Origin of the sequence: Bifidobacterium xylocopae, assembly GCF_003315615.1 — a bacterium.
Classification (GTDB): Bacteria; Actinomycetota; Actinomycetes; order Actinomycetales; family Bifidobacteriaceae; genus Bombiscardovia; species Bombiscardovia xylocopae.
Genome location: NZ_PDCH01000002.1, coordinates 158838 through 177485, shown reverse-complemented (window position 1 = coordinate 177485; position 18648 = coordinate 158838). Strand labels below are relative to the sequence as shown.

15 protein-coding genes and 1 tRNA gene are annotated in these 18648 nt (G+C 62.0%); 4 read left to right on the top strand and 12 right to left on the bottom strand.

Annotated features, from left to right (window positions below; all coding sequences use genetic code 11):
• Nucleotides 1-52: 52 nt before the first annotated feature.
• From CRD59_RS02135 to CRD59_RS02105, 7 genes are all read right to left on the bottom strand, one after another.
• Nucleotides 53-1243 (bottom strand): MraY family glycosyltransferase, encoded by a 1191-nt coding sequence (locus CRD59_RS02135; protein ID WP_113852949.1) that lies wholly within the window; start codon nucleotides 1241-1243, stop codon nucleotides 53-55.
• Nucleotides 1240-1896, bottom strand: coding sequence for an L-threonylcarbamoyladenylate synthase (locus CRD59_RS02130; protein WP_113852948.1), 657 nt, complete (start codon nucleotides 1894-1896; stop codon nucleotides 1240-1242). The genes CRD59_RS02135 and CRD59_RS02130 overlap by 4 nt, the downstream gene beginning before the upstream one ends.
• A gap of 138 nt (nucleotides 1897-2034) precedes the next feature.
• The gene (locus CRD59_RS02125; protein ID WP_113852947.1) at nucleotides 2035-2910 is read right to left on the bottom strand and encodes a MetQ/NlpA family ABC transporter substrate-binding protein; all 876 of its coding nucleotides are present in this window, start codon (nucleotides 2908-2910) and stop codon (nucleotides 2035-2037) included.
• 53 nt (nucleotides 2911-2963) lie between these two features.
• Entirely contained in the window at nucleotides 2964-3635 is a 672-nt protein-coding gene (locus CRD59_RS02120; protein WP_201736525.1) for a methionine ABC transporter permease, read from the bottom strand.
• Nucleotide 3636: 1 nt separating this feature from the next.
• Complete coding sequence (locus tag CRD59_RS02115; protein WP_236632669.1) at nucleotides 3637-4707, bottom strand: methionine ABC transporter ATP-binding protein; 1071 nt, start codon at nucleotides 4705-4707, stop codon at nucleotides 3637-3639.
• Between the two features lie 204 nt (nucleotides 4708-4911).
• Entirely contained in the window at nucleotides 4912-7005 is a 2094-nt protein-coding gene (locus CRD59_RS02110; protein ID WP_201736524.1) for an LTA synthase family protein, read from the bottom strand.
• A 230-nt stretch (nucleotides 7006-7235) separates the two neighbouring features.
• A complete protein-coding gene (locus CRD59_RS02105) occupies nucleotides 7236-8156 on the bottom strand; it encodes a metal ABC transporter solute-binding protein, Zn/Mn family (protein WP_113852944.1) in 921 nt (306 codons plus the stop codon).
• Between the two features lie 212 nt (nucleotides 8157-8368).
• Here CRD59_RS02105 and CRD59_RS02100 point away from each other — a divergent pair, with 212 nt between their 5' ends.
• Nucleotides 8369-9736 (top strand): alpha/beta hydrolase, encoded by a 1368-nt coding sequence (locus CRD59_RS02100; protein ID WP_113852943.1) that lies wholly within the window; start codon nucleotides 8369-8371, stop codon nucleotides 9734-9736.
• A 17-nt stretch (nucleotides 9737-9753) separates the two neighbouring features.
• Nucleotides 9754-12522: a bifunctional lysylphosphatidylglycerol flippase/synthetase MprF gene (locus CRD59_RS02095; RefSeq protein WP_113852942.1), complete on the top strand. Its 2769-nt coding sequence runs from the start codon at nucleotides 9754-9756 to the stop codon at nucleotides 12520-12522.
• Here the strand turns inward: CRD59_RS02095 and CRD59_RS02090 are convergent.
• Nucleotides 12519-12920, bottom strand: a complete 402-nt coding sequence (locus tag CRD59_RS02090) for a Fur family transcriptional regulator (RefSeq protein ID WP_113852941.1) — start codon at nucleotides 12918-12920, stop codon at nucleotides 12519-12521. The genes CRD59_RS02095 and CRD59_RS02090 overlap by 4 nt on opposite strands.
• A gap of 207 nt (nucleotides 12921-13127) precedes the next feature.
• On the opposite strand from CRD59_RS02090, the gene CRD59_RS02085 reads away from it, so the two are divergent.
• Nucleotides 13128-13204, top strand: a tRNA-Arg gene (locus CRD59_RS02085).
• Between the two features lie 118 nt (nucleotides 13205-13322).
• Here CRD59_RS02085 and CRD59_RS02080 read toward each other — a convergent pair.
• Complete coding sequence (locus CRD59_RS02080; protein WP_127920928.1) at nucleotides 13323-13598, bottom strand: hypothetical protein; 276 nt, start codon at nucleotides 13596-13598, stop codon at nucleotides 13323-13325.
• 204 nt (nucleotides 13599-13802) lie between these two features.
• Between CRD59_RS02080 and CRD59_RS02075 the strand changes: the two genes are divergently transcribed.
• Entirely contained in the window at nucleotides 13803-14402 is a 600-nt protein-coding gene (locus CRD59_RS02075; protein ID WP_236632668.1) for a DNA-3-methyladenine glycosylase, read from the top strand.
• 23 nt (nucleotides 14403-14425) lie between these two features.
• Here CRD59_RS02075 and CRD59_RS02070 read toward each other — a convergent pair whose 3' ends face one another.
• The 3 genes from CRD59_RS02070 to uriT form a co-directional block, all read right to left on the bottom strand.
• Nucleotides 14426-15682: an MFS transporter gene (locus tag CRD59_RS02070; protein ID WP_161522252.1), complete on the bottom strand. Its 1257-nt coding sequence runs from the start codon at nucleotides 15680-15682 to the stop codon at nucleotides 14426-14428.
• A 164-nt stretch (nucleotides 15683-15846) separates the two neighbouring features.
• On the bottom strand, nucleotides 15847-17025 hold the full coding sequence (locus CRD59_RS02065) for an SLC13 family permease (RefSeq protein WP_113852937.1): 1179 nt from the start codon (nucleotides 17023-17025) through the stop codon (nucleotides 15847-15849).
• A 207-nt stretch (nucleotides 17026-17232) separates the two neighbouring features.
• Nucleotides 17233-18645 carry a uridine transporter UriT gene (gene uriT / locus CRD59_RS02060; RefSeq protein WP_113852936.1) on the bottom strand — a complete coding sequence of 471 codons (1413 nt, stop codon included), beginning with the start codon at nucleotides 18643-18645 and terminating at the stop codon, nucleotides 17233-17235.
• Nucleotides 18646-18648 lie beyond the last annotated feature (3 nt).

Below are 18648 nucleotides of genomic sequence, written 5' to 3'. Positions count from 1 at the left end.
AACGGCATGATACAAGCGCCCAGCGACGGAAACAGGACTTACGACACTAAAGTCAGCCGCCGTACCGCCCGCCGCCGCCACGCTTCCCCGGCGTCGACCGGGAGGCTCCGTGCTCGGCCTTGGCGGCGGAAATGGCGGCGTTCTCCCGCTTGATTTCAGGCAACCGACGCAGATAGTAGGGGAAGAGGGTGGCGACGGTGAGGAGTGCCGCAGCAGCCAAAAGACCCAGGAAAGCGTAGCGGACCGGCACGAATAGGATGGACAGGGAGCCGAATGAGAAGAGGGCGGCCCATCCCCACAGGATCAGCACGGCAGACTGCACCGAATGCCCGATCCTGAGCATCCGGTGGTGCAGGTGCATCCGGTCGGGGTGCATGGGCGATTGGCCTTTGCTCAGGCGACGCACGATGGCCAGGCACATGTCGAGCACCGGCAGGAAAAGAACCAGGATCGGCAGGAGGATGGGCATAAGGGCCGGCAGATAGATCGAAGTGTGAATGGTCGCCGGGTCCAGGCGGCCGGTGACCACGATCGAAGCGCAGGTGATCAGGTAGCCCAGAAGCATGGAGCCCGAATCGCCCATGAAAAGCTTGGCCGGGTGCCAGTTATGGAGCAGGAAACCCACGCAGATGCCCACCAGGGCCACGTCGATCAAGGTGGCCATGGAGGCGTAGGAAGGCGAGAACCTGGCGATCACATAGGAGTAGATCGCGAAGGCGATGCCACCGATGGCCACGATGCCCGAGGAGAGTCCATCCAGGCCATCCACAAAGTTGACCGCATTGATCGAGGCCACGATCAGGAATGCGGTTATGGCCATGGACAAAGAGGGCGAGGCGGTGACCAGGGAACCCAAGGGCAGGGAGATGATCTGCAGACCCCCCCATGAGACGAAGACCGAGACCAGGAGCTGACCGGCCAACTTGAGCATCCAGTCCAGGTCCCACAGGTCATCAGCCATGCCCAGCAGGCAGATGGCCACCGCGCCCCCCAGGACGACCCATGCCTGGTGACCGACCTGGAAGAGGCCTGAAATGAAGGTGATGCGGGAGGCGAAGAGCATGGCCACCGCGAATCCCAGGAGCATGGCCAGGCCACCCATACGTGCAGTGGGCACTGTATGCACATCACGGGCGCGCACTTGACCGACCGCTCCGATCCTGATGGCCAGGTGACGGATCAGGGGCGTCAGAAGCCAGGTGGCCCCGCCGGCGATGGCCGCAATGAATAGGTAGACCCTCATCGGCGGTCATCCCCGATTGAACCGGAGAGGGCGGCGGCGATGGCGGCTGAGGCAATCGCGCCCTCCCTCAGAACGACGAATCCGGCCGGGGCGCCAGCATCGGCCGCGACGACGGTCGAAGGCGTAGGACCGGGCGTAGGACCGCCATCCAGGTAGAGGTCCACCCGCTCCCCCAACTGCCCGTATGCCTCCTGGACCGTCTGCACACTGGGTTGGCCCGAGATGTTGGCAGAGGACGCAGCCAGGGGGCCGGCTGCCGCGAGGGCCGCCAGGCAAGGCTCGCATGCAGGCACCCGCACAGCCTGGGTACGACCATCCGCATCATGCCGCAGGGTCCGCAGACGGCAGCCGGTCCTGGCCCGACAGACCGGAGAGAAGGCACCCGGCAGGAAACGTGCGGCCAAGCTGTCCAAAGGGGCAGGCAAGTCCAACCCCAACCGATCGATGTCGGCCACTGATGGGAGCAGTATTTGCAAGGACTTGGTCCTCGGCCTCTCCTTGGCCGCGAACAGGGCATCGATGGCCCGGTCGTTGAAGGGGTCGCAGACGATGCCATAGACCGTGTCGGTGGGGATGACCGCCAGGCCGCCGGCGGCGATCACCCGTTTGAGGCCGGCCAGTGATTCCTGGTCGATGTCCACTATTTCACCCATGCTCTCCCCGCCTCTCGGTCCGCCGGTCGGTCCGCACACTCAGGCGCAACCGAATCGCGCCGTCCACCACCATCCTATTGTGCCCCAAGGTCTGGGCGAGGGCCCCGCGTCTCGCCCAGACACGGATACCGGCACGGTTCAGTAGGCGAAAGCAGGCACCGAGGCGCCCTTGTAGATGCGGTTGATGGTGTCCGCCACCGCCTTGGAATGGTAGGCGGCCACGACCTTGCGGCAGACCGGGTCCGACCTGCGGTCGGAATTGGCGACGATTATATTGACATACGGATGGTTGGCCGGATCCTTCAGATCGTACGGCACCTGATAGATGGCATCGGTCACCTTCATACCGGCGTCGATCACGAAGTTGGCGTTGACCACTCCCCCCGCATAGTCAGGCAGCAGGTTGACGATTCCCGCCGGGTCCGTCTGCTCGATGACCAAATGGTTGGGATTATCCACAATATCCTCGGGCACCGGCGTTGTGGTCTTTGGGTCCCTCAAGCCGATCAGCCCGGCCCTTTCAAGCACCTTCAGCGCCCGCCCCATGTTGGTGGTGTTGTTGGGGATGGCGACCTTGGCGCCTTCGGGAAAGTCGTGCGCGCTTCTGTAGCGCTTCGAATACAGGTTCATCGGCGAGATGTACGTATCTCCTATCGGGGTCAGGCGATAGCCGTTCGTCTTGATGTCGCTTTCCAGGAAAGCATAGTGTTCACCGGCATTCAGGTCCACCTCCCGGTTGCTCAGGACCTGATCGAGGTATATGGCGTCCTGGAAGGGTTTGAGGGTTATGTGTATCCTGTCGCCACGCCGGTCCAGCTCCGTCTGTACGGCCTGCCAGATCTGGTCATCCGAGGAACCGATCACCGCTATCCTGACCTCGGTGTCGCCTTCGTGGCCGCCATGCAGGCGGTAGGATACCCCGCAGACGGCGACCAGGGCCAGGACGATGAGGGCCGACAGGACTGTCAGCTCCACCTTAGCCCTGCGCTTCCTGCCAGACGACTTCCTTGCCATGGTTCCTTGCCTTCCCTTGCCCCCGGCTCCGCGACCGCTGCCGGTCGGACCGTTCAGTGCTCGACGACCTCGGCCAGGAGGCGGCCGAAGAGTTCGATGACTGCGATCAGGACCACCAGAACGATGATCGTGGCCCAGGTCACGTCGTACATGTATCTCTGATAGCCCAGGCGGATCGCGAAGTCGCCCAGGCCGCCGCCACCGACGATGCCTACCGTCGCGGTCTCGCCGATCAGGGAGATGATCGTGATGGTACTCACGCGGATGATCGAAGGAATACCCTCACGCAGGTAGACGTGGCGGATGATCTGCCAGCCGGTCATGCCCATGGATTCGGCGGCTTCCACCAGTCCCGGATCCACTGAGGACAGGGCGGACTCGATCTGCCGGGAGAAGAAGGGGGTGATGCCCACGACCAGGGGGAAGACGGCACCCCTTGGCCCTATAGCCGTGCCCATCATCAACCGGGTGACCGGCACCAGGGCGGCGGCCAGGATGATGAAGGGTATGGAGCGGAAGAGGTCGATGAGTTTATCAAGTAAGTTGAACAGGAAACCGTTGCGTTTGATGCCTCCGCGCCGGGTGACGACCAGGCCCACGCCGATCGCGACCGAAAGGACGAAGGAGACGGCACCGGAGACACCCACCATGATCAGGGTCTGCACAAAGGAGTCGAAGAACTCGGGCAGACGACTGGCGACATTGGGGAACCAGGATGAGAGCATGTCAGCCACGGTCCAACACCTCGATTCCTACATCGTGGGCTTTCATGTATTCCATGGCCTGCGCCACATGAGCGGCCGACCCCTCCAGGCGGACCACCAGCCCCCCCAGCTGGGAACCGGAGACCACATCCACATCACCGAAGATGATGTTGACATCCAGGTCGAAGCGGCGGGAGATGGTGGAGACCATGGCCTGGTCGACCGTCCTGGAAGTAAATCTCATCCGCAGGAGGATCTGCCCGGGCCGCAGCTGGACAATCGGGGAACCGGCCTCGATCAGTTCACCGACCCTGTCCAGGTTGGATGTGGTGGCGACGAATGAGCGCGTGAGTGCCGCCTGGGGATTGGCGAAGATATCGAAGACGCTACCCTCCTCAACGATCCTGCCCTGGTCAATGACGGCCAACCGGTTGCAGATCTGACGGACGACAGCCATCTCATGGGTGATCATGACCACGGTGATGCCCAGTTCGTCGTGCAAGCGGCGCAGGAGGGCCAGGATGGACTTGGTCGTGTTCGGATCGAGCGCGGAGGTGGCCTCGTCGGACAGGAGGATATCGGGCTTGTTGGCCAGAGCGCGTGCAATGGCCACCCGCTGCTGCTGACCCCCGGAAAGCTCGGCCGGATAGGAGTCGGCCAGGTCCGCCAGCCCCACCAAATCCAGGAGCTCCCGGGCCCGGGCCTCACGCTCGCTGCGGCCCAAACCCGAATTCCCCAAGGGCAGCGCGACATTACCCAGCAGGGTGCGCGAGGGCATCAGGTTAAAGTGTTGGAAAATCATGCCGGTCCTCTGGCGCAGGGCCCTCAGCCCCCGGGCGTCCAAATCGCCGACCTCACGGCCCCGGACCTTGACCGAGCCACCCTGGTAGTCCTCCAGGCCGTTCAGGCACCTCACCAGGGTGGATTTGCCAGCGCCGGACAGGCCGATGATGCCGAAGACGTCACCTTTGTCAACCGTCAGGCTCACATCCGCCAGAGCCGTCCGATCGCCCTCCTCATCCGAGTGGTAGACCTTGCTTACGTGCGACATGGTGATGACCGCCCGTCCCGTCTGCGTCTCATGCCTGTCCACGTACCCTCGCTCCCGCGTTCTTTCCTCGATCGGCCGGACCTGTGCCACCCGGCCCCGGCTGACCGCCAGCTTAGGACCTCCCCCGGAAGGCCGGCAAGCCGGACGCTATAGAAGAAATCTATGCTTACCTATCGCCGAGCCAACTGGTCGCGCCCCGGGGACGACCCCTGGGCACATCCGCGTCCACATATCGGAATCGGCAACTCATTGAGCCGAGTTCTGCACGGGGGCCTGCGGCGATTCGGAACCGCCGTTCTCCTTCTTGGCCTCCCGACGCTGCTGGGCCTTGCGGGCCGCCGCCTCGTCGGCTGCGCGGGTGGGCGCCTGTGTGAATGACGCCTGTTTGAGGTAGTGCTTGCCGGCCATGATGTCGTATTGGATGAGCTTGTAGTCGTGCAGGAGCCGCCTGGTCTCCTTATCGAATCCTCGCGCGTCCATGGGCTTGCCATGGCCGTCCAGGTAGATGGTCTGGCCGTCGGGGATGCGCTCCCAGCCTTGAATCTGGTTGACCACCGGCGGCTCCATGGCTGCCACCTTGCCCCGCAGCCTGGTCAGGAAGGCCAGGTAGGGCGAGACCTTGGCATCCATGTGCTCGGCCGTTTGCGCGGTGAAGAAGTTGGGCGACGTGTAGGCCGAACCCTCCAGGTTGGTGTCCCGTGCCGCCGAGGCCTTGTTCGACCAGATGAAGTAGTCGGTCAGATGCAGGGCCAGTGAGTTGTTCTGATCGGCGCCGGCCGTGGTGTAGATTCCGGGCAGGTGATCCCCGTAGAAAACGACGGTGACAGGCTTGCCGATCCTTTCGATTGAATCCAGGAAGCCCCGCGTGGCCTGGTCGGTCAGGTTGACACCCTTGGCGTAAGTGCGTATGGAGCTGGCCTCATCGTCGCCCAGGGGCTGCGAACCGTCGTCGGCCGACACCTGGTAGGGGTTGCCGACATACCAATCGTTGTAGGGCATGTGGTTCTGCATCGTGATGATTTCAACGAACTGGCGGGCCCTGCTGGACCCCATCTTCTCCAGGGCCGAGTCGTAGGCGGACTTGTCGCTGACATACGGGGAGGAGCCGATATGGTCCTGGTGGGCGATCACGTCCCGGCCTGCCAACGAGTAGAAGTGCGAGAACCCGAATGTCTTGTAGTTCTGTGCACGCGAATACATGGAGGGCTCATAGGGGTGGAAAGCCTGGGAGTTCTTCGGCGCCCCCCAAATCTGGTTGACGGTGGGCACCCATTTGAGGTCGGGCACCACCTGCTGGTAAGGGCTGGTCAGCGAGGGGTCGAAGTTCGCCATGGACAGTCCAGTCAGGGCCATGAACTCCATGTTCGCCGTTCCACCGCCATAGCCCGCGGAAAGCATGAGGCCGGATGTGGTGTTCCGCTTGAGTGCGCGGATATTCGGCATGGGGTCCATATTCACATGCAATCCGGGCACCCGGGTGGGATCCGAGAATGACTCCGAAAGGATGTAGACGACCGTGGACTCATCCATGTAGGTGGACCGCTTGGCGTTGATGGCCTGCGCTTCCTTGGCGTAACGCCGGGCGAGGGTCTCCATTGTCGCCTGGCTGTAATCAGAGGGGCGGTCCATCACCTTGGGGTTGAGCTGGCGGGAGAAGGAGATGAACGTGCCGTTGCGTTGGGAGTCGTAGACCGAATCCCACATGGATGGCAGGTCGCCCATCCATCGGGAGAAGGAATTGGCCCAGCTGCCGTAGGTGCCCACCGCCGACATGAACAGGGACAGGACCAGGGCCGGCACCAGGACACCGGCAAAGCGGATGGAGGCACCCAGGCGCCTGTTGCCGGTCGCCACCACTCGCCCCCGGCGTCGGTCGGCCCTGCCCAGCAGCACCGAGGCCAGGATCATGATAGCGATCGCGATCAGGGCGGCCACGATGACCCAGGTGGAGCCCGCGGGCAGAAACGTCATGATATTGCCTGCGTCCGCGTGCAGGAAATCCAGGTCGGAAGGCAGGACCGCCTCGTAACGCGAGACCACTTTGAAGTGCTCGATCACCGAGATCAGGGCGGCGGCCACCAACAGGACCGGCGTGGCAACCCAGAAGCGATTCGTCAGGAAGAGCACAATCAGGTAGACAAGCCCTATGGCCAGCAGGTTCAGCACAAAGACGAACCGTTGGCTGGTCCACATGGCCGAAACGAATCCCCAGAAACCGATCAAGGGGTTGGACAGCGCCACACGTGAGGACGACAGGGTCACACCCCATTGAAGCATGGCCACGGCCAACGCGTCGAACAGGATAAAGAGCAGGACGTACGCCCAGGCGGGTAGGGTCATCGAACCATGCAGGCGGAACCCAAGCCGGCCGCGCCTGGCTCCGGTGCCTACCCCTTCGGCATCCTGGCAGGTCCCGGCCACGCCGACATCAGTAACGCTCACCGTATGCTCAGCGTCCGATGGGTTGGTCACAGCCTTTGGTTCTTCGCACATAGTGGCCCATTCTCCATAGTCTCCAAGACAAGGCCCCCGACCAGTGAACGCGGGGCTCCCACTGCCTGGCTCGTCATTCAGTCGGCAGCCCGGCCGAAAGCATCGGCCAGGTCGCCGATCCAATCCTCCAGATTCACGAACCGGGCCGGCATCTGCTCGCTGACCCGCACAACCGGCAGCCCGGCCCGGTCCGCCGCTGAGACCAGCTGTCTGCTGATCTCGTTGGCCTCCTGGTCATTGAAGACCAGAAGCTTGACCTGCGAAGAGGACAGCACCCCGTTGAATTCCTGAATGTCGGCCGGGGATGGTTCGCTTTCGTTCGCGGCTGCACGCAGATACCCGGCGGGCGTGCGATCCGACAGCCCAAGATCTTGTGCCAGATAGTCGGCGGCCGACTCCGTGGCCGCGTAACCCCCTCCCCCGATGCGGACGGCGGCCTGTTCCATGCGCTCGGAGAGATCGCGCTCCCCCTCCTGCCAGAGCTTGTACCTGTGGCTGAAATAGTCCTTATCGGCGGGCCGCAGCTCCTGGTAAGCCAAGCTGATCGCGCGGGCGGCCTTGGCCCTGGCCTGGGACGAGAACCACAGGTGAGGGTTATCGCCGGACTTGTGCCCCGAGCTGTCCGCCACATTGACCGACATGACCTCCGCGGCATCGGCCGCCTTCCCGGCCCAGGCGTCATAACCGGCCCCGTTCACCACGACCAGGTCCGCCCGGCCGATCAGGGCGATATCCTGGGTGGTTGGCTCGTAGTCATGTGCATCGGCATTGGGATTGGCGATCACCGGTCGGGCATCGACCTTGTCCCCCCCCAACTGCCTGGCCATGGAGGCCCACTGCCCGATGCCGGAGACGACCGATATCGGACCGCTCGCGCTCTTGGCCGCCCCGCAACCAGCCAACGGCAGAATCAAGGCCATGGCCAGGACAGCCCCCAGAATGGGCCGTGACCGACACAGAATCCGTTCCGCATACGCAAGGGCTCGTCCATTCGACACTCGCCTGCCTCCATGTTCTTCTCTCTCATAGGCAGAAGCTCGTGAACCCCCGCCGGCGCATTATTGAGACTTGTTATCATTAACCATAGCAAGCACCACCGGACCGCCGCTCCGCTCCGGGCCCCGTGATAAGCTCCCGTGCCGACTGGGACGCTCCATGACCGCCGGAGCAATCGTTGCCGGGGATAGACTGATGGGGAGGAAAGGTCGTCATGCTCAAATGGTTTGCCAGGATCCACCTGCTCATAGGCTGGCTCCCGTTCGCCGTGTTCGGCCTGGCCGGCCTGGGGCTGCTGGCGCTGCTCATCACCCAACTCGTCGAACGCAGATGGAAGGCTCTGACCCGCGAGCTCATCACGACCCTGACCGTGGGTGCGGCGGGTCTACTGGCGACCTGGCTGGTCTCAGATGTGTTCATGCTCTTCGACGTAAGCCTGGGCTGGTTGGTCATCTGGGCCGTCGCAGCAGGGTTCGCGGCCATGGGCTTCGTAATCGCCAGCCTTGTCCTGAATCATGGATTCAGGCGCGTCCTGGCATCGCTGATGATCCTGCCGGTCATCCTGGCCACCGCACTACGGGTGGACATGATCTATGGCGAATACACCACCCTTGGTTCCGTCTTCGCGGTACCCATCTATCCCCGTCTCGCCCCCACGCAACCGGCCAAGGCCCGGATGAGCGTCAAGCAATGGCGGGAACTGGCCGCTAAAGGCCAGGTCCCCCGACACCCCTCCAAGGGAAAGTCCTATTCCTTCGATATCCCGAACCATATCTCCCGCTTCGGCGCCCGCACAGCCGACATCTACCTACCGCCGGCGGCCCTGAGTGACCAGCCACCCGCCCTGCCGGTCTTCGTTCTCCTGGCCGGCCAGCCCGGGTCCCCTGATCGACTGTTCACCGCCGGCGGCATCCAAGGCATGCTGGACGCCTATGCATCCAGGCACAACGGCCTGGCTCCAATCGTCGTCTCCCCCGACCAGAACGGAGGATCCAAACGCAACAGCCTGTGCGTGGATTCGCCGGTGTACGGCAAGGCCGAGACCTACCTAACCCGTGATGTGCCCGACTGGATCAAAAGCAACCTTCCCGTAGCCACGAATGCCGGTATGTGGGCCATCGGCGGCTTCTCCCAGGGTGGGACCTGCTCTACGCAGCTGGCCCCCCGCCACCCTCACATCTATGGTGCCATGCTGCCGGCCGACGGAGAGCTTGAACCCAAGCAGGGATCCAAGGACGCGATGATTCGCGACTATTTCCATGGCGATGCGCAAGCCTTCCAGGCTCAGGTCCCGACCACGGCCATCGCACGCCACGCCCCATCCCATCAGCTCCTCTTCACCGGAGCGGGGGAACGCGACCCCGAGTCCATCCGCAGCATGACCGAAATCGCCCAGGCGGCCTACAAGGCCGGCATGGACGTCGAGGCGGTCGTGGCCAAGGACAGCGGTCACGACTGGCACGCGGTCAAGGCGAGCTGGCAACCGGGCCTGGAGTGGATGGGTGAGCGGATGGGCTTGGGGCCCATGTCCAAAGATCTTGACCAATACAGCGGCATCAGACGTATCAGCATCAACAAGTAGGAACGAAAAGAGCAAGCATGAGCGCAACGCACGTAGGACCCAGCAGCATGGAGAAATCCGCCCTGTCCGTCCTCATGGACGACCTGAGGCACTGGCTGCGCCTCCATGCCGTGGCCGTCTGCTCCACCCTTGCCCTGGTGGTCATCAACGCGTTCGCATGGCTGGCATACCTGCTGCTGAAAGTGCCACGAGCCAAGCGCGCCGGCATGCCGTTGGCGGACTTCCTGACCAGGCCGACCCCGCCCTCACAGGGTGGCGTCCCCCACCAGCCCGGTCTCACGGAGCAGTTCGGCAAGCTCCTGACCACACTCTTCGTCACCTCCGGCCCCCTCCAGCTCATCATCGACGCAGCCCTGGTCCTCCTGATCCTGTGCATAGCCGAGACCAGGCTGGGCCGCAGGCGGATGATCCTGGCCTCGCTCATCTCGGCTGTCTCCGGCGCCGCGGCCGGCCTGGCCATCTGCGCCGCCATCAACGACGTGCAATCCCACTGGCCATGGTTTGTGCGCATACCGATGTCGCTCAACCCGGTGATCCTGGTGATTGGGGCCCTGATGGCCGCCGGCGCCTTCAGCAACCTCCTGTGGCGGCGACGAATCAATCTGATCGGCTATACCTCGTTGATCCTACTGGTGCTGTACACCGGAAATCCCGGCAATTACTGCGCCCTCGCCGCCGCTCTGATCGGACACCTGACCGGTCGGATCTGGCATGGCCCCATCACCGACCGCGCCCTTGCCGGACGGCGCTCCTCCTACGAGACCCGCCACATGTTGGGAGCCATCTCCACGGTCCTGGCCCTGGGGCCGATCATCACGGCCTCCTCGAAAGTGCGCGCCGGCGTATTCACCCCGCTGGGTATGTTCATGGGTCCAGGCCCCAGCAGCACCATCAGACTCGCCGCCTGCCTGCGGACCAACTCCGAAGCCTCCTGCTATGCCCAGTACGGTCTGACGCGCCCCGTGACCGCCTCGACCTTCGTCGGCCTCCTGGTTCCCACCGCAGTCATGCTGGTCGTCTCCTGGGGCATATACCACGGTCGCCGTGTCGCGGCCATGACCAGCCTGGTCCTCAACGGTCTGACCGTGGCTCTAGCCGTGGTCTACTACCTGCTGGTCCCCCTGACCATGGGTGAGGGCCTGACCAGGGCGGTGCGCCACGGCGCCATCCCCTCGCTGTTGGCCATAGCCATGCCACCCCTGGTGTTTGCTTACTTCATCTGCCGCTACATGCGCTATTTCCCGGTACGCACCAAACCCAGCCGTCTACGCGCAGGCTCCACTGTCATAGCTCTGGCTGCACTGGCCACAGCCGCCCTCTACCTTTCCGCAGTCACCCTTTCACCCGGCTCCTTCAAACCCAGACCCACACTCACCATGGCTCTGGCCGAACTGCCGACCCGCTACCTGACCAATGGCGTAGCCAGCCGCTTCCGCCCCCGCTTCATACCCCACACCCTCACCGGTCTGGTGATCAACAACGCCGTCGGCTTCGTCTTCTGGCTGATCGTACTGGCGGTCCTGCTCTCCTGGATGCGTAGCTCGGTGCTCCAAAACGAGAACGAGCGGCTGGAGGCCAACACCCTGGTCGAGGCCGGAGGCGAATCCATGACTTTCATGACCACCTGGGAAGGCAACAACTACTGGTTCTCCCCCTCCGGACGATCGGCCATCGCCTACCGGGTCCTGCACGGCATCGCACTGACCACCACCGGCCCCTTCGGGGATCCGGACGAGTACACGGCGGACCTGCACGAGTTCTGGCACTATTGCACCGATCACTCCTGGTCGCCGGTCTTCTACTCCATCCACAAGGGTCAGCGCGACGAGTTGACCGCACACGGATGGACCTCTCTCGAGGTGGGCTCAGAAATGGTGGTCACACCTTCGGAGTGGGAGACGCGCGGCAAGAAATGGCAGGACATCCGTACGGCCATCAACAAGGCCAAAAAGAGCGGCTACCACGACGAGCTGTCCACATTCAACGACGCCCCATGGGACGTGCAGTCACAGATCGTGGCCATCTCCGAACAGTGGGCCGAACTCAAGGCCCTGCCCGAAATGAAGTTCACCCTGGGTGGCCTCGACGAGCTGCGCGACCCCCGCGTGGCACTGCTGTACGCGATCGATTCCGAGGGCACGGTCCTGGGTGTCACCTCCTGGATGCCCACCTATCGCGAAGGCAAGGTGATCGGTTGGACCTTGGACTTCATGCGCCACCGGACCGACTCACCCAACGGGATCATGGAGTTCCTGATCGCCCGCATGGCCGAACGGCTTCGGGACGAAGGACAGGTGGAGTTCATGAGCCTGTCCGCCGCGCCCCTGGCGGGAATGAACCCCGAACGTGACAACCAGGGCGAGAACACACCGCTCATCCTCCAACACGCCATGCAGCTGCTGGCCGACCTGATGGAACCGGCATACGGCTTCAAGTCTCTGTTCTTCTTCAAGAAGAAGTTCCAGCCATCCGAACACCCTGTCTACATCTGCTACCCCGACCCGGCACAGCTGGTCCAAATCGGCCTGGCTGTCCTGCAGGCGTACCTGCCCGATTTGAAGGCGTCACAGGCCCTGGAGGCGCTTAAGACCCTTCGGCCAGCCAAGGAAGACAAAGCCGGAAGACACGGTAAGGACAAAGCCGGCACAGGCAAAACCGACTCCGACAACCATGGCAGGGCAAACCATAAGGAACAGACGACCCCAGCGCCTCGGACAGCGCCTACGGAGACGCACACCCCCAATGAACCGGAAGACGCCCAGGAGCCAGACAAGGCGAAGGGCTAGGCAAGCAGCCCCTGACAGGCTGAACAAAGCCCATAGACCTCCAGTGTGTGGGAGGCCACCGTAAAGCCTTGGGCCGACGCCAAGGAGCGCAGCCATTCCTCATTCGGCGGGTCAATCTCCACTGTCCGGCCACAGGATTCGCAGACCAGATGGTGGTGGTGTCGGCGCTGGGCCGCACACAGGCGGTAAAGCTGGGAACCTTTGTGCTCGATGGTGTCGACGGAACCGCTTTTGGCCAAGGCCGCCAACTGGCGGTAGACGGTCGCCAGCCCGACGGGTTCTCCCGCCTGTTCCAGAAGCGTGTGCAACTCCTGGGCGGAGACGAACTCACTCTGTGCACGAAGAACTCGGCGTATGGCCTCTTTCTGCCTGGTTTGCCGCGGGGTCCGTTCTGTCATGGTCTCCTCCCCCAGCCGTCACGCCAACTGTTCGAATCCGCAGCTGACGGCCGCGTTCCCTACGCTGCCACCATAGCGCAGGGGCAACCCGCCCCGCCATGCCCGGAACCCGCTCCGTACTCCCAGGGCGTAAGGCATGGGCCTGGGCAGCCACATGACGCGCCGCCAGCACGCAAGCGAAACGGCATGGTTAGAATATAAGGGTTCGGCCCCGTAGCTCAGCTGGATAGAGCAACTGACTTCTAATCTGTAGGTCGCCGGTTCGAGTCCGGCCGGGGTCACCAGGCACAATCCATACTCCCGAGCGGGAAGTGGGGGGGGGGGCATGATCCGGCAAACGCAAAAGCTTCAAATTCGCGGCATCGCAGTACCCCATGACTTGCAGAGTGAGCCGAGATACCGTTATCCCTTCTGATACTTCCTCCACATGCGCTCATAATCCCTTTCACTCCCCCACACCCTGATCGAGGCTATGTCCCTCTTGACGTCCTCCTTGCGTGCTTCGAGTCGGCTACGGCGGCCGGGGTCCAGACCGGGATCGTCAAGCTGCTCCAAGATGGCGTCTTTCCGCCTTTCCAACAGCGCTTTGATTCTGATATGCCGTTCCATGGTCGCGTCCAGGTCAGTGGCCTGTAGCGGACGCATGGTCACATCCTCCGGATCGTTGGGATAAGTCATCCAAGCGAGAATAGCAAGACGCGCCGCGACATTCCGCCCCGTCCGCCACCGGCTGACCTTCGAAGGATCCGATTCGACCCAAGCGGAGCCGTGATCGCACGGCGGAAGCGGGCGCAGTGGTGCGGTATAGGATTGGACAGCATGAACGACCATAAGCGGCCTGCAACGAGGAGTAATGGAGTGGCTGCCATAACCCGCGTCCCTGTGCGATTTCCTGCACACACAGGCACCAGTACCTTCCCTGACTTCCTGGACGGCCCCGTGGATGAGGCGGCCCAGCGGCTCCTCGGCTGTCTCCTGGTTCGCGATTACGAAGACGGCGGCCAGGCGACTGTACGCATAGTGGAGACTGAAGCCTACGACCAGGAGGACCCCGCCTCACATGCTTACCATGGCCTGAGCGAGCGGAATCGAGCCATGTTCGGGCCTTTCGGTCATCTCTACGTCTACTTCACCTATGGCATGCATTATTGCTGCAACATCGTCTGCGAAGCGGACGGCTTTGGCGCTGGAGTCCTGATTCGTGCCGCTGAACCCATGGCCGGTGCTGACATCCTGAGCGCACACCGTCATGGCACGCACGCAATCCGCGACCTTACCAACGGTCCGGCCAAACTATGCCAGGCCTTGGCAATCGACAAGACCCTCTATGGCCACGACCTGCGACTGCCTCCCCTCCGCCTGGTCGCCGCACCCCTGGAACCTGGCGAGCATATCGAGTCGACGCCTCGAATCGGCATATCCAAAGCCAAGCAACGGCTACGCCGCTATATCATCAACGACAACCCTTTCGTCTCCCGGTAACTGGACCTGCCTCCGCCGACCCATCACCGTGGTATGTACCGGGCTTCGATGCGTGGCTGGAAACGCCCCAGCGCCAAAGCCCCAGCCGCGACGAGCGCGATGAGGACCATCCCCCACAGGCTGACCTGGAGAGGATCGCCGCCCAGGAAGTCGGCCGCCAGTTTGAAAACCCACGTCGACGCGGTGAAGCCGAGGCTGGTCATCGCGGAAAAAACACCCATGACCAGCGGATAACGACGCCGCTCCGCCAGGTTGGAAAGCAGGAAGGGGCAGGAAGCCATGATGACCGCCGAGCCCGAACCCACCAGGAAGGCCGCCAGGCAGGCCAGAGGGAAGGCATGGGTGGCGAGCAGGACAAGCGCCCCCACGGCCATCAGGACGAAAGCGAAGGGGAGGGTGTAATCGCGGAGGAAATGCCGTAGACGGTTGATTGAAAGACCAATCACAACCGAAGAGCCGGTGTTGAACATGAGGGCGAAACCGGACGCATCCGCGCCGCCCAGATGGTATTGAGCTATATAGACCGAAAGCTTGTTGTACAGCACAGCCACCAGGAAGATGCTGAGGAAGCCGATGAGGATGCAGACCGCCAAAGCCGGTACACTCTGCTTACGCCGGCCCGCCCCTGCCTGATCGCCGTCGGAAGCGGCAACCGCATCAGCACCTGCCTTGACGGGTTGATCGGTGAAGACCTGCTCGGGGTCGGCCGCATTGACACCAGGGACGAACACGGCGACCAGGACCAAGCCCAGCAAGGCCAGTCCATAGAGCCAATAGTTGCGAATCCACCCGCCCGCGGCCAATAGGCCACCGACGGCCAGGACAACCATGGAGGACCCGTCCTGCATGGCCAGAACCTTGCCCATCAGTCCCGAGAGTTGGCTGCCATGAAAGAAACGTGCGGTGAGACTGGGCAGGACAGTTGTCAGGATGCCGGCGCCGAAACCGGCGATGACAGCGAACAGCAGCAACTGACCCACACTGGAGTGGAAGGCCAAGGGCATCAGGCCGCCAAATGCTATGAAAGCACAGGAGATCATCCCCGCGGCTTTAAAGGTCAGCCACTCCATCAGCTTGCCGAACAGCAAGGCCGAGACCACCGCCGCGGTGGCTCCAACCGTAGCGATCGACTCAACCGTTGACGGTTCGGCGTTGGGGAAGGATGCCTGAATCGATGCGATGGACGGTGAAATGATCGAATCGAAGCGGGAGAGCATGGCCAAGGTGAATACACCCGCAAGCAATCCTGCATTCCGTTTGGTGAAAATACTTCCGGCCATCTTCGCTCCCTTGTTCTGCGCGGTCTTTCCGCACAGGAGCCCCCGCCGAAGGCGGCCGGCCCGCATCCTTGCTCAGTATAGGTAGGCTACCCGCGCAAAAACGCAGGTGATGCGCTTACAGCGCTATGTGAGCAGACTCACATCGGCGTGTTGGCGTTGTCGTATCATCCGATCAGGCATGCCAGGAGCCAAAGCACAGCAAGGAAGAGGAGGTTAAGCAGCGTATAGGTTGAGAGATATCGCCCCTTGGAACGGGGATACTTCTTGACCACTGCCTTGTATGAGATCAAGGAGGCCATCGAGGCAATCAAGGTGCCCAGACCCCCCAGATTCGTACCGACGATGATCTGCCGCCAGGCCGAGGAGAAGCCGGACACCAGCAAGGCTGTGGGCACGTTGCTGATCATCTGGCTGCAAACGACGGAAGTGGCCAGGGGGTGGGAGCCGACCAGACCTGAGACCAGATTGTAGAAGCCGGGTATACGGCGGGCGTTGCCGATGAATATGAAGAAAGCCACGAAGGTGAGCAGGAGACCCCAATCCACCTGCAGGAAGACGCGGCGGTCGCATATGGCGAAACCCAAGACCACGATCGCCAGCATGGCCCACTGGGGCAGGATGCCGCCCACACCAAGCAGGCATACCAGGAAGAGGGCGGCGTAGACGCCCAGTCGCCACCCCGGCATCGGCTCCATATGCACGTCGGGATGGGTCCTGCCCTGTGCGGGCGCCAGGACCGAACGCCGAATGCCTGAGGCCCCCATGTGGTCCAAGGTATGCACTCGTTCCGAGGGGAAGGCGAGGAAGATGGTAAGGACCAGGAGCACGGCCGAAGCCGACGTGTAGGGTGCCATCAGAGCCAGGAAGCCGGAGGTGGGTATGCCCGAGCGGGCTTTCAGATAGAGGTTGTGGGCGTTGCCGATCGGGGTGAGCATGGAACCCAGGTTGGCCCCCAGGGTCATCAGGGAGGCCAGAAGGAAAATGCGGTCCTCCATACCTGCCATGACCAGGACCGCAATCGCAAAGGGTATGAAGGTAACCAGGGCCACGTCGTTGGTGATCAGCATGCTGGCCACAAACGGCAGGGCCGTCAGGACCAGGGCCAGTCCCCGCACCGTATGCACACGGGCAAGGAGGCTGGACCCGATCCGGTGGAAGAGACCGATTCGCTGCAAGCCTGCCACAACAACCATCAGTGAACCCAGCTGTGCCAGGGTCTTGTAATGGATGTAACCGATATACATGCGGTCAGGGTGCACGAAGAAGCATGAGATAAAGGCGATGACAGCGGCTATGACGAATACGGTCTCGTTCTTGATCAGACCCAAGGCCCTCTGTCGCATCCCCGCCTCCGAACCTGTGCCTCTACCGCGTATCAGTTTACGCTGACCAAAGCCCGCGCAGCGCCAGGAAACCTCTTTTCCGCATACGTCGGCAAGCTCCACGCATCCAGTCGGTTTTCACGATGCACGCAAGGGCCCCGCCGGCAACTGCAAACAGCCATCCGACGGAGCCCGGGGAGAATGTAGCGGCACTAGTCCGTCACATCATCAATCATCCCCATGCCTGGGAATGAGCAGAGAGGCCGCATAGGCGAGCGCAAGCAGTGCCACGGCTCCGATCATGCTGGCCACATAGCCCGCTGTGCCGTTGGACGGCGTGGCGAAAGCATTCATGAAGGCGTAAAGCACCGCGTACGACAGGCCTGCGCCCAGGTTGAATCCGCCCGAGTTCAGACCTGGCAGATAACCGGTGTTGTCCGCCGGAGAAAGAACGACACCCAGACCGTTGAGCATAATGTTGACTGTACCTGCGTAAGATATCCCCAACACCAAGGAGAGTACAACCAGAGCCCAGACGCTCGGCACTTTGCATACATAGATACCGAAAAGCAGCCCAACCACTGTGACGAGGAGCCCCATGCGCAACACCTTGTGATAGCCGAATTTAGATGCCAGTACGCCAGCTACAGGGCCGAAAGCCAGACCAACAAGAGCATAAGGGGTCAGCGTTGCGAATGAGACTACACTAGCCGACATGCCGGCTCCGAATTTGACATCCTGAGCCATAGCAGGAACGACACCGTTCATAATGGCGAAGACACCCGTCATAGTCAACAGGGTTGTCAGAAGGAGTCCCCAGGTACGACGTTGCTTGAGATAGTGGGTCGTGACCATTGGGGCTTTTGCCCTTTTTTCTATTTGCCAGAAGACCACAAAGAAGACAATGGCAATGACCACTTCGGCCACAACAATTCCCCAGTTGGCTTGTGCAAGCTTCTCGACCTCGTTAATGGCCAAATATGCCATCAGGAAGGCTACGCAAAGGGATACCACCCCCGGCCAATCCATGCGAGGCGTCTCAGCCGCGTGGCTTTCGGAGGCAAAGACGAAAACCAGAACGATGGCAATGACTGCAATTGCGACCATGAACCAGAAAACGGAGCGGAAGCCGAAAGTACCGGCTAACCAACCTCCCAGAATGGCATCCACACCTCCGATGCCACCATTGACGGCCGTCAGGATCGACATAAGTTTGGCATACCGTATGTCATCCGTAACTTCATTATGCAACATAATCAAAGTCATCGGTACAATTGGCCCGGCAACCCCCTGCACGACACGGCCAACCATCAACATCGGCACATTGACGGCCAAAGCTGAAATCACACAGCCTATAGCGGTCAGAACAAGCATCCAGATGAGAACCTTCTTGCGTCCGGACAAATCACCTAAACGAGGCAGAAACAAAGAGAAGACAGCGCAAGCAGTGAAGAAGACCGTCTGTGTCAAACCGATTTGCGCACTGTCGGTATGCAGCTCGTTCTGCATGGTCGTCAGCGCAGGTGAAAGCATAGACGCATTAAGCTGGAAAGCAAAGATAGCGGCCATAAGCGCTGTCATCAGCGCTGCAATGGACTTGCCCTTTGGTTCCTTCGTAGTTCCTCTTACAGTCTGTTCCATCGT

Excerpts from the sequence above, each read along its gene's own strand:
- CRD59_RS02090 (WP_113852941.1), bottom strand. The coding sequence starts at position 12,920 with ATGACAGAACGGACCCCGCGGCAAACCAGGCAGAAAGAGGCCATACGC.
- CRD59_RS02130 (WP_113852948.1), bottom strand. The coding sequence starts at position 1,896 with ATGGGTGAAATAGTGGACATCGACCAGGAATCACTGGCCGGCCTCAAA.
- uriT (WP_113852936.1), bottom strand. The coding sequence starts at position 18,645 with ATGGAACAGACTGTAAGAGGAACTACGAAGGAACCAAAGGGCAAGTCC.
- CRD59_RS02095 (WP_113852942.1), top strand. The coding sequence starts at position 9,754 with ATGAGCGCAACGCACGTAGGACCCAGCAGCATGGAGAAATCCGCCCTG.
- CRD59_RS02080 (WP_127920928.1), bottom strand. The coding sequence starts at position 13,598 with ATGACTTATCCCAACGATCCGGAGGATGTGACCATGCGTCCGCTACAG.
- CRD59_RS02125 (WP_113852947.1), bottom strand. The coding sequence starts at position 2,910 with ATGGCAAGGAAGTCGTCTGGCAGGAAGCGCAGGGCTAAGGTGGAGCTG.
- CRD59_RS02135 (WP_113852949.1), bottom strand. The coding sequence starts at position 1,243 with ATGAGGGTCTACCTATTCATTGCGGCCATCGCCGGCGGGGCCACCTGG.
- CRD59_RS02070 (WP_161522252.1), bottom strand. The coding sequence starts at position 15,682 with ATGGCCGGAAGTATTTTCACCAAACGGAATGCAGGATTGCTTGCGGGT.
- CRD59_RS02100 (WP_113852943.1), top strand. The coding sequence starts at position 8,369 with ATGCTCAAATGGTTTGCCAGGATCCACCTGCTCATAGGCTGGCTCCCG.
- CRD59_RS02110 (WP_201736524.1), bottom strand. The coding sequence starts at position 7,005 with ATGACCCTACCCGCCTGGGCGTACGTCCTGCTCTTTATCCTGTTCGAC.
- CRD59_RS02065 (WP_113852937.1), bottom strand. The coding sequence starts at position 17,025 with ATGCGACAGAGGGCCTTGGGTCTGATCAAGAACGAGACCGTATTCGTC.
- CRD59_RS02120 (WP_201736525.1), bottom strand. The coding sequence starts at position 3,635 with ATGCTCTCATCCTGGTTCCCCAATGTCGCCAGTCGTCTGCCCGAGTTC.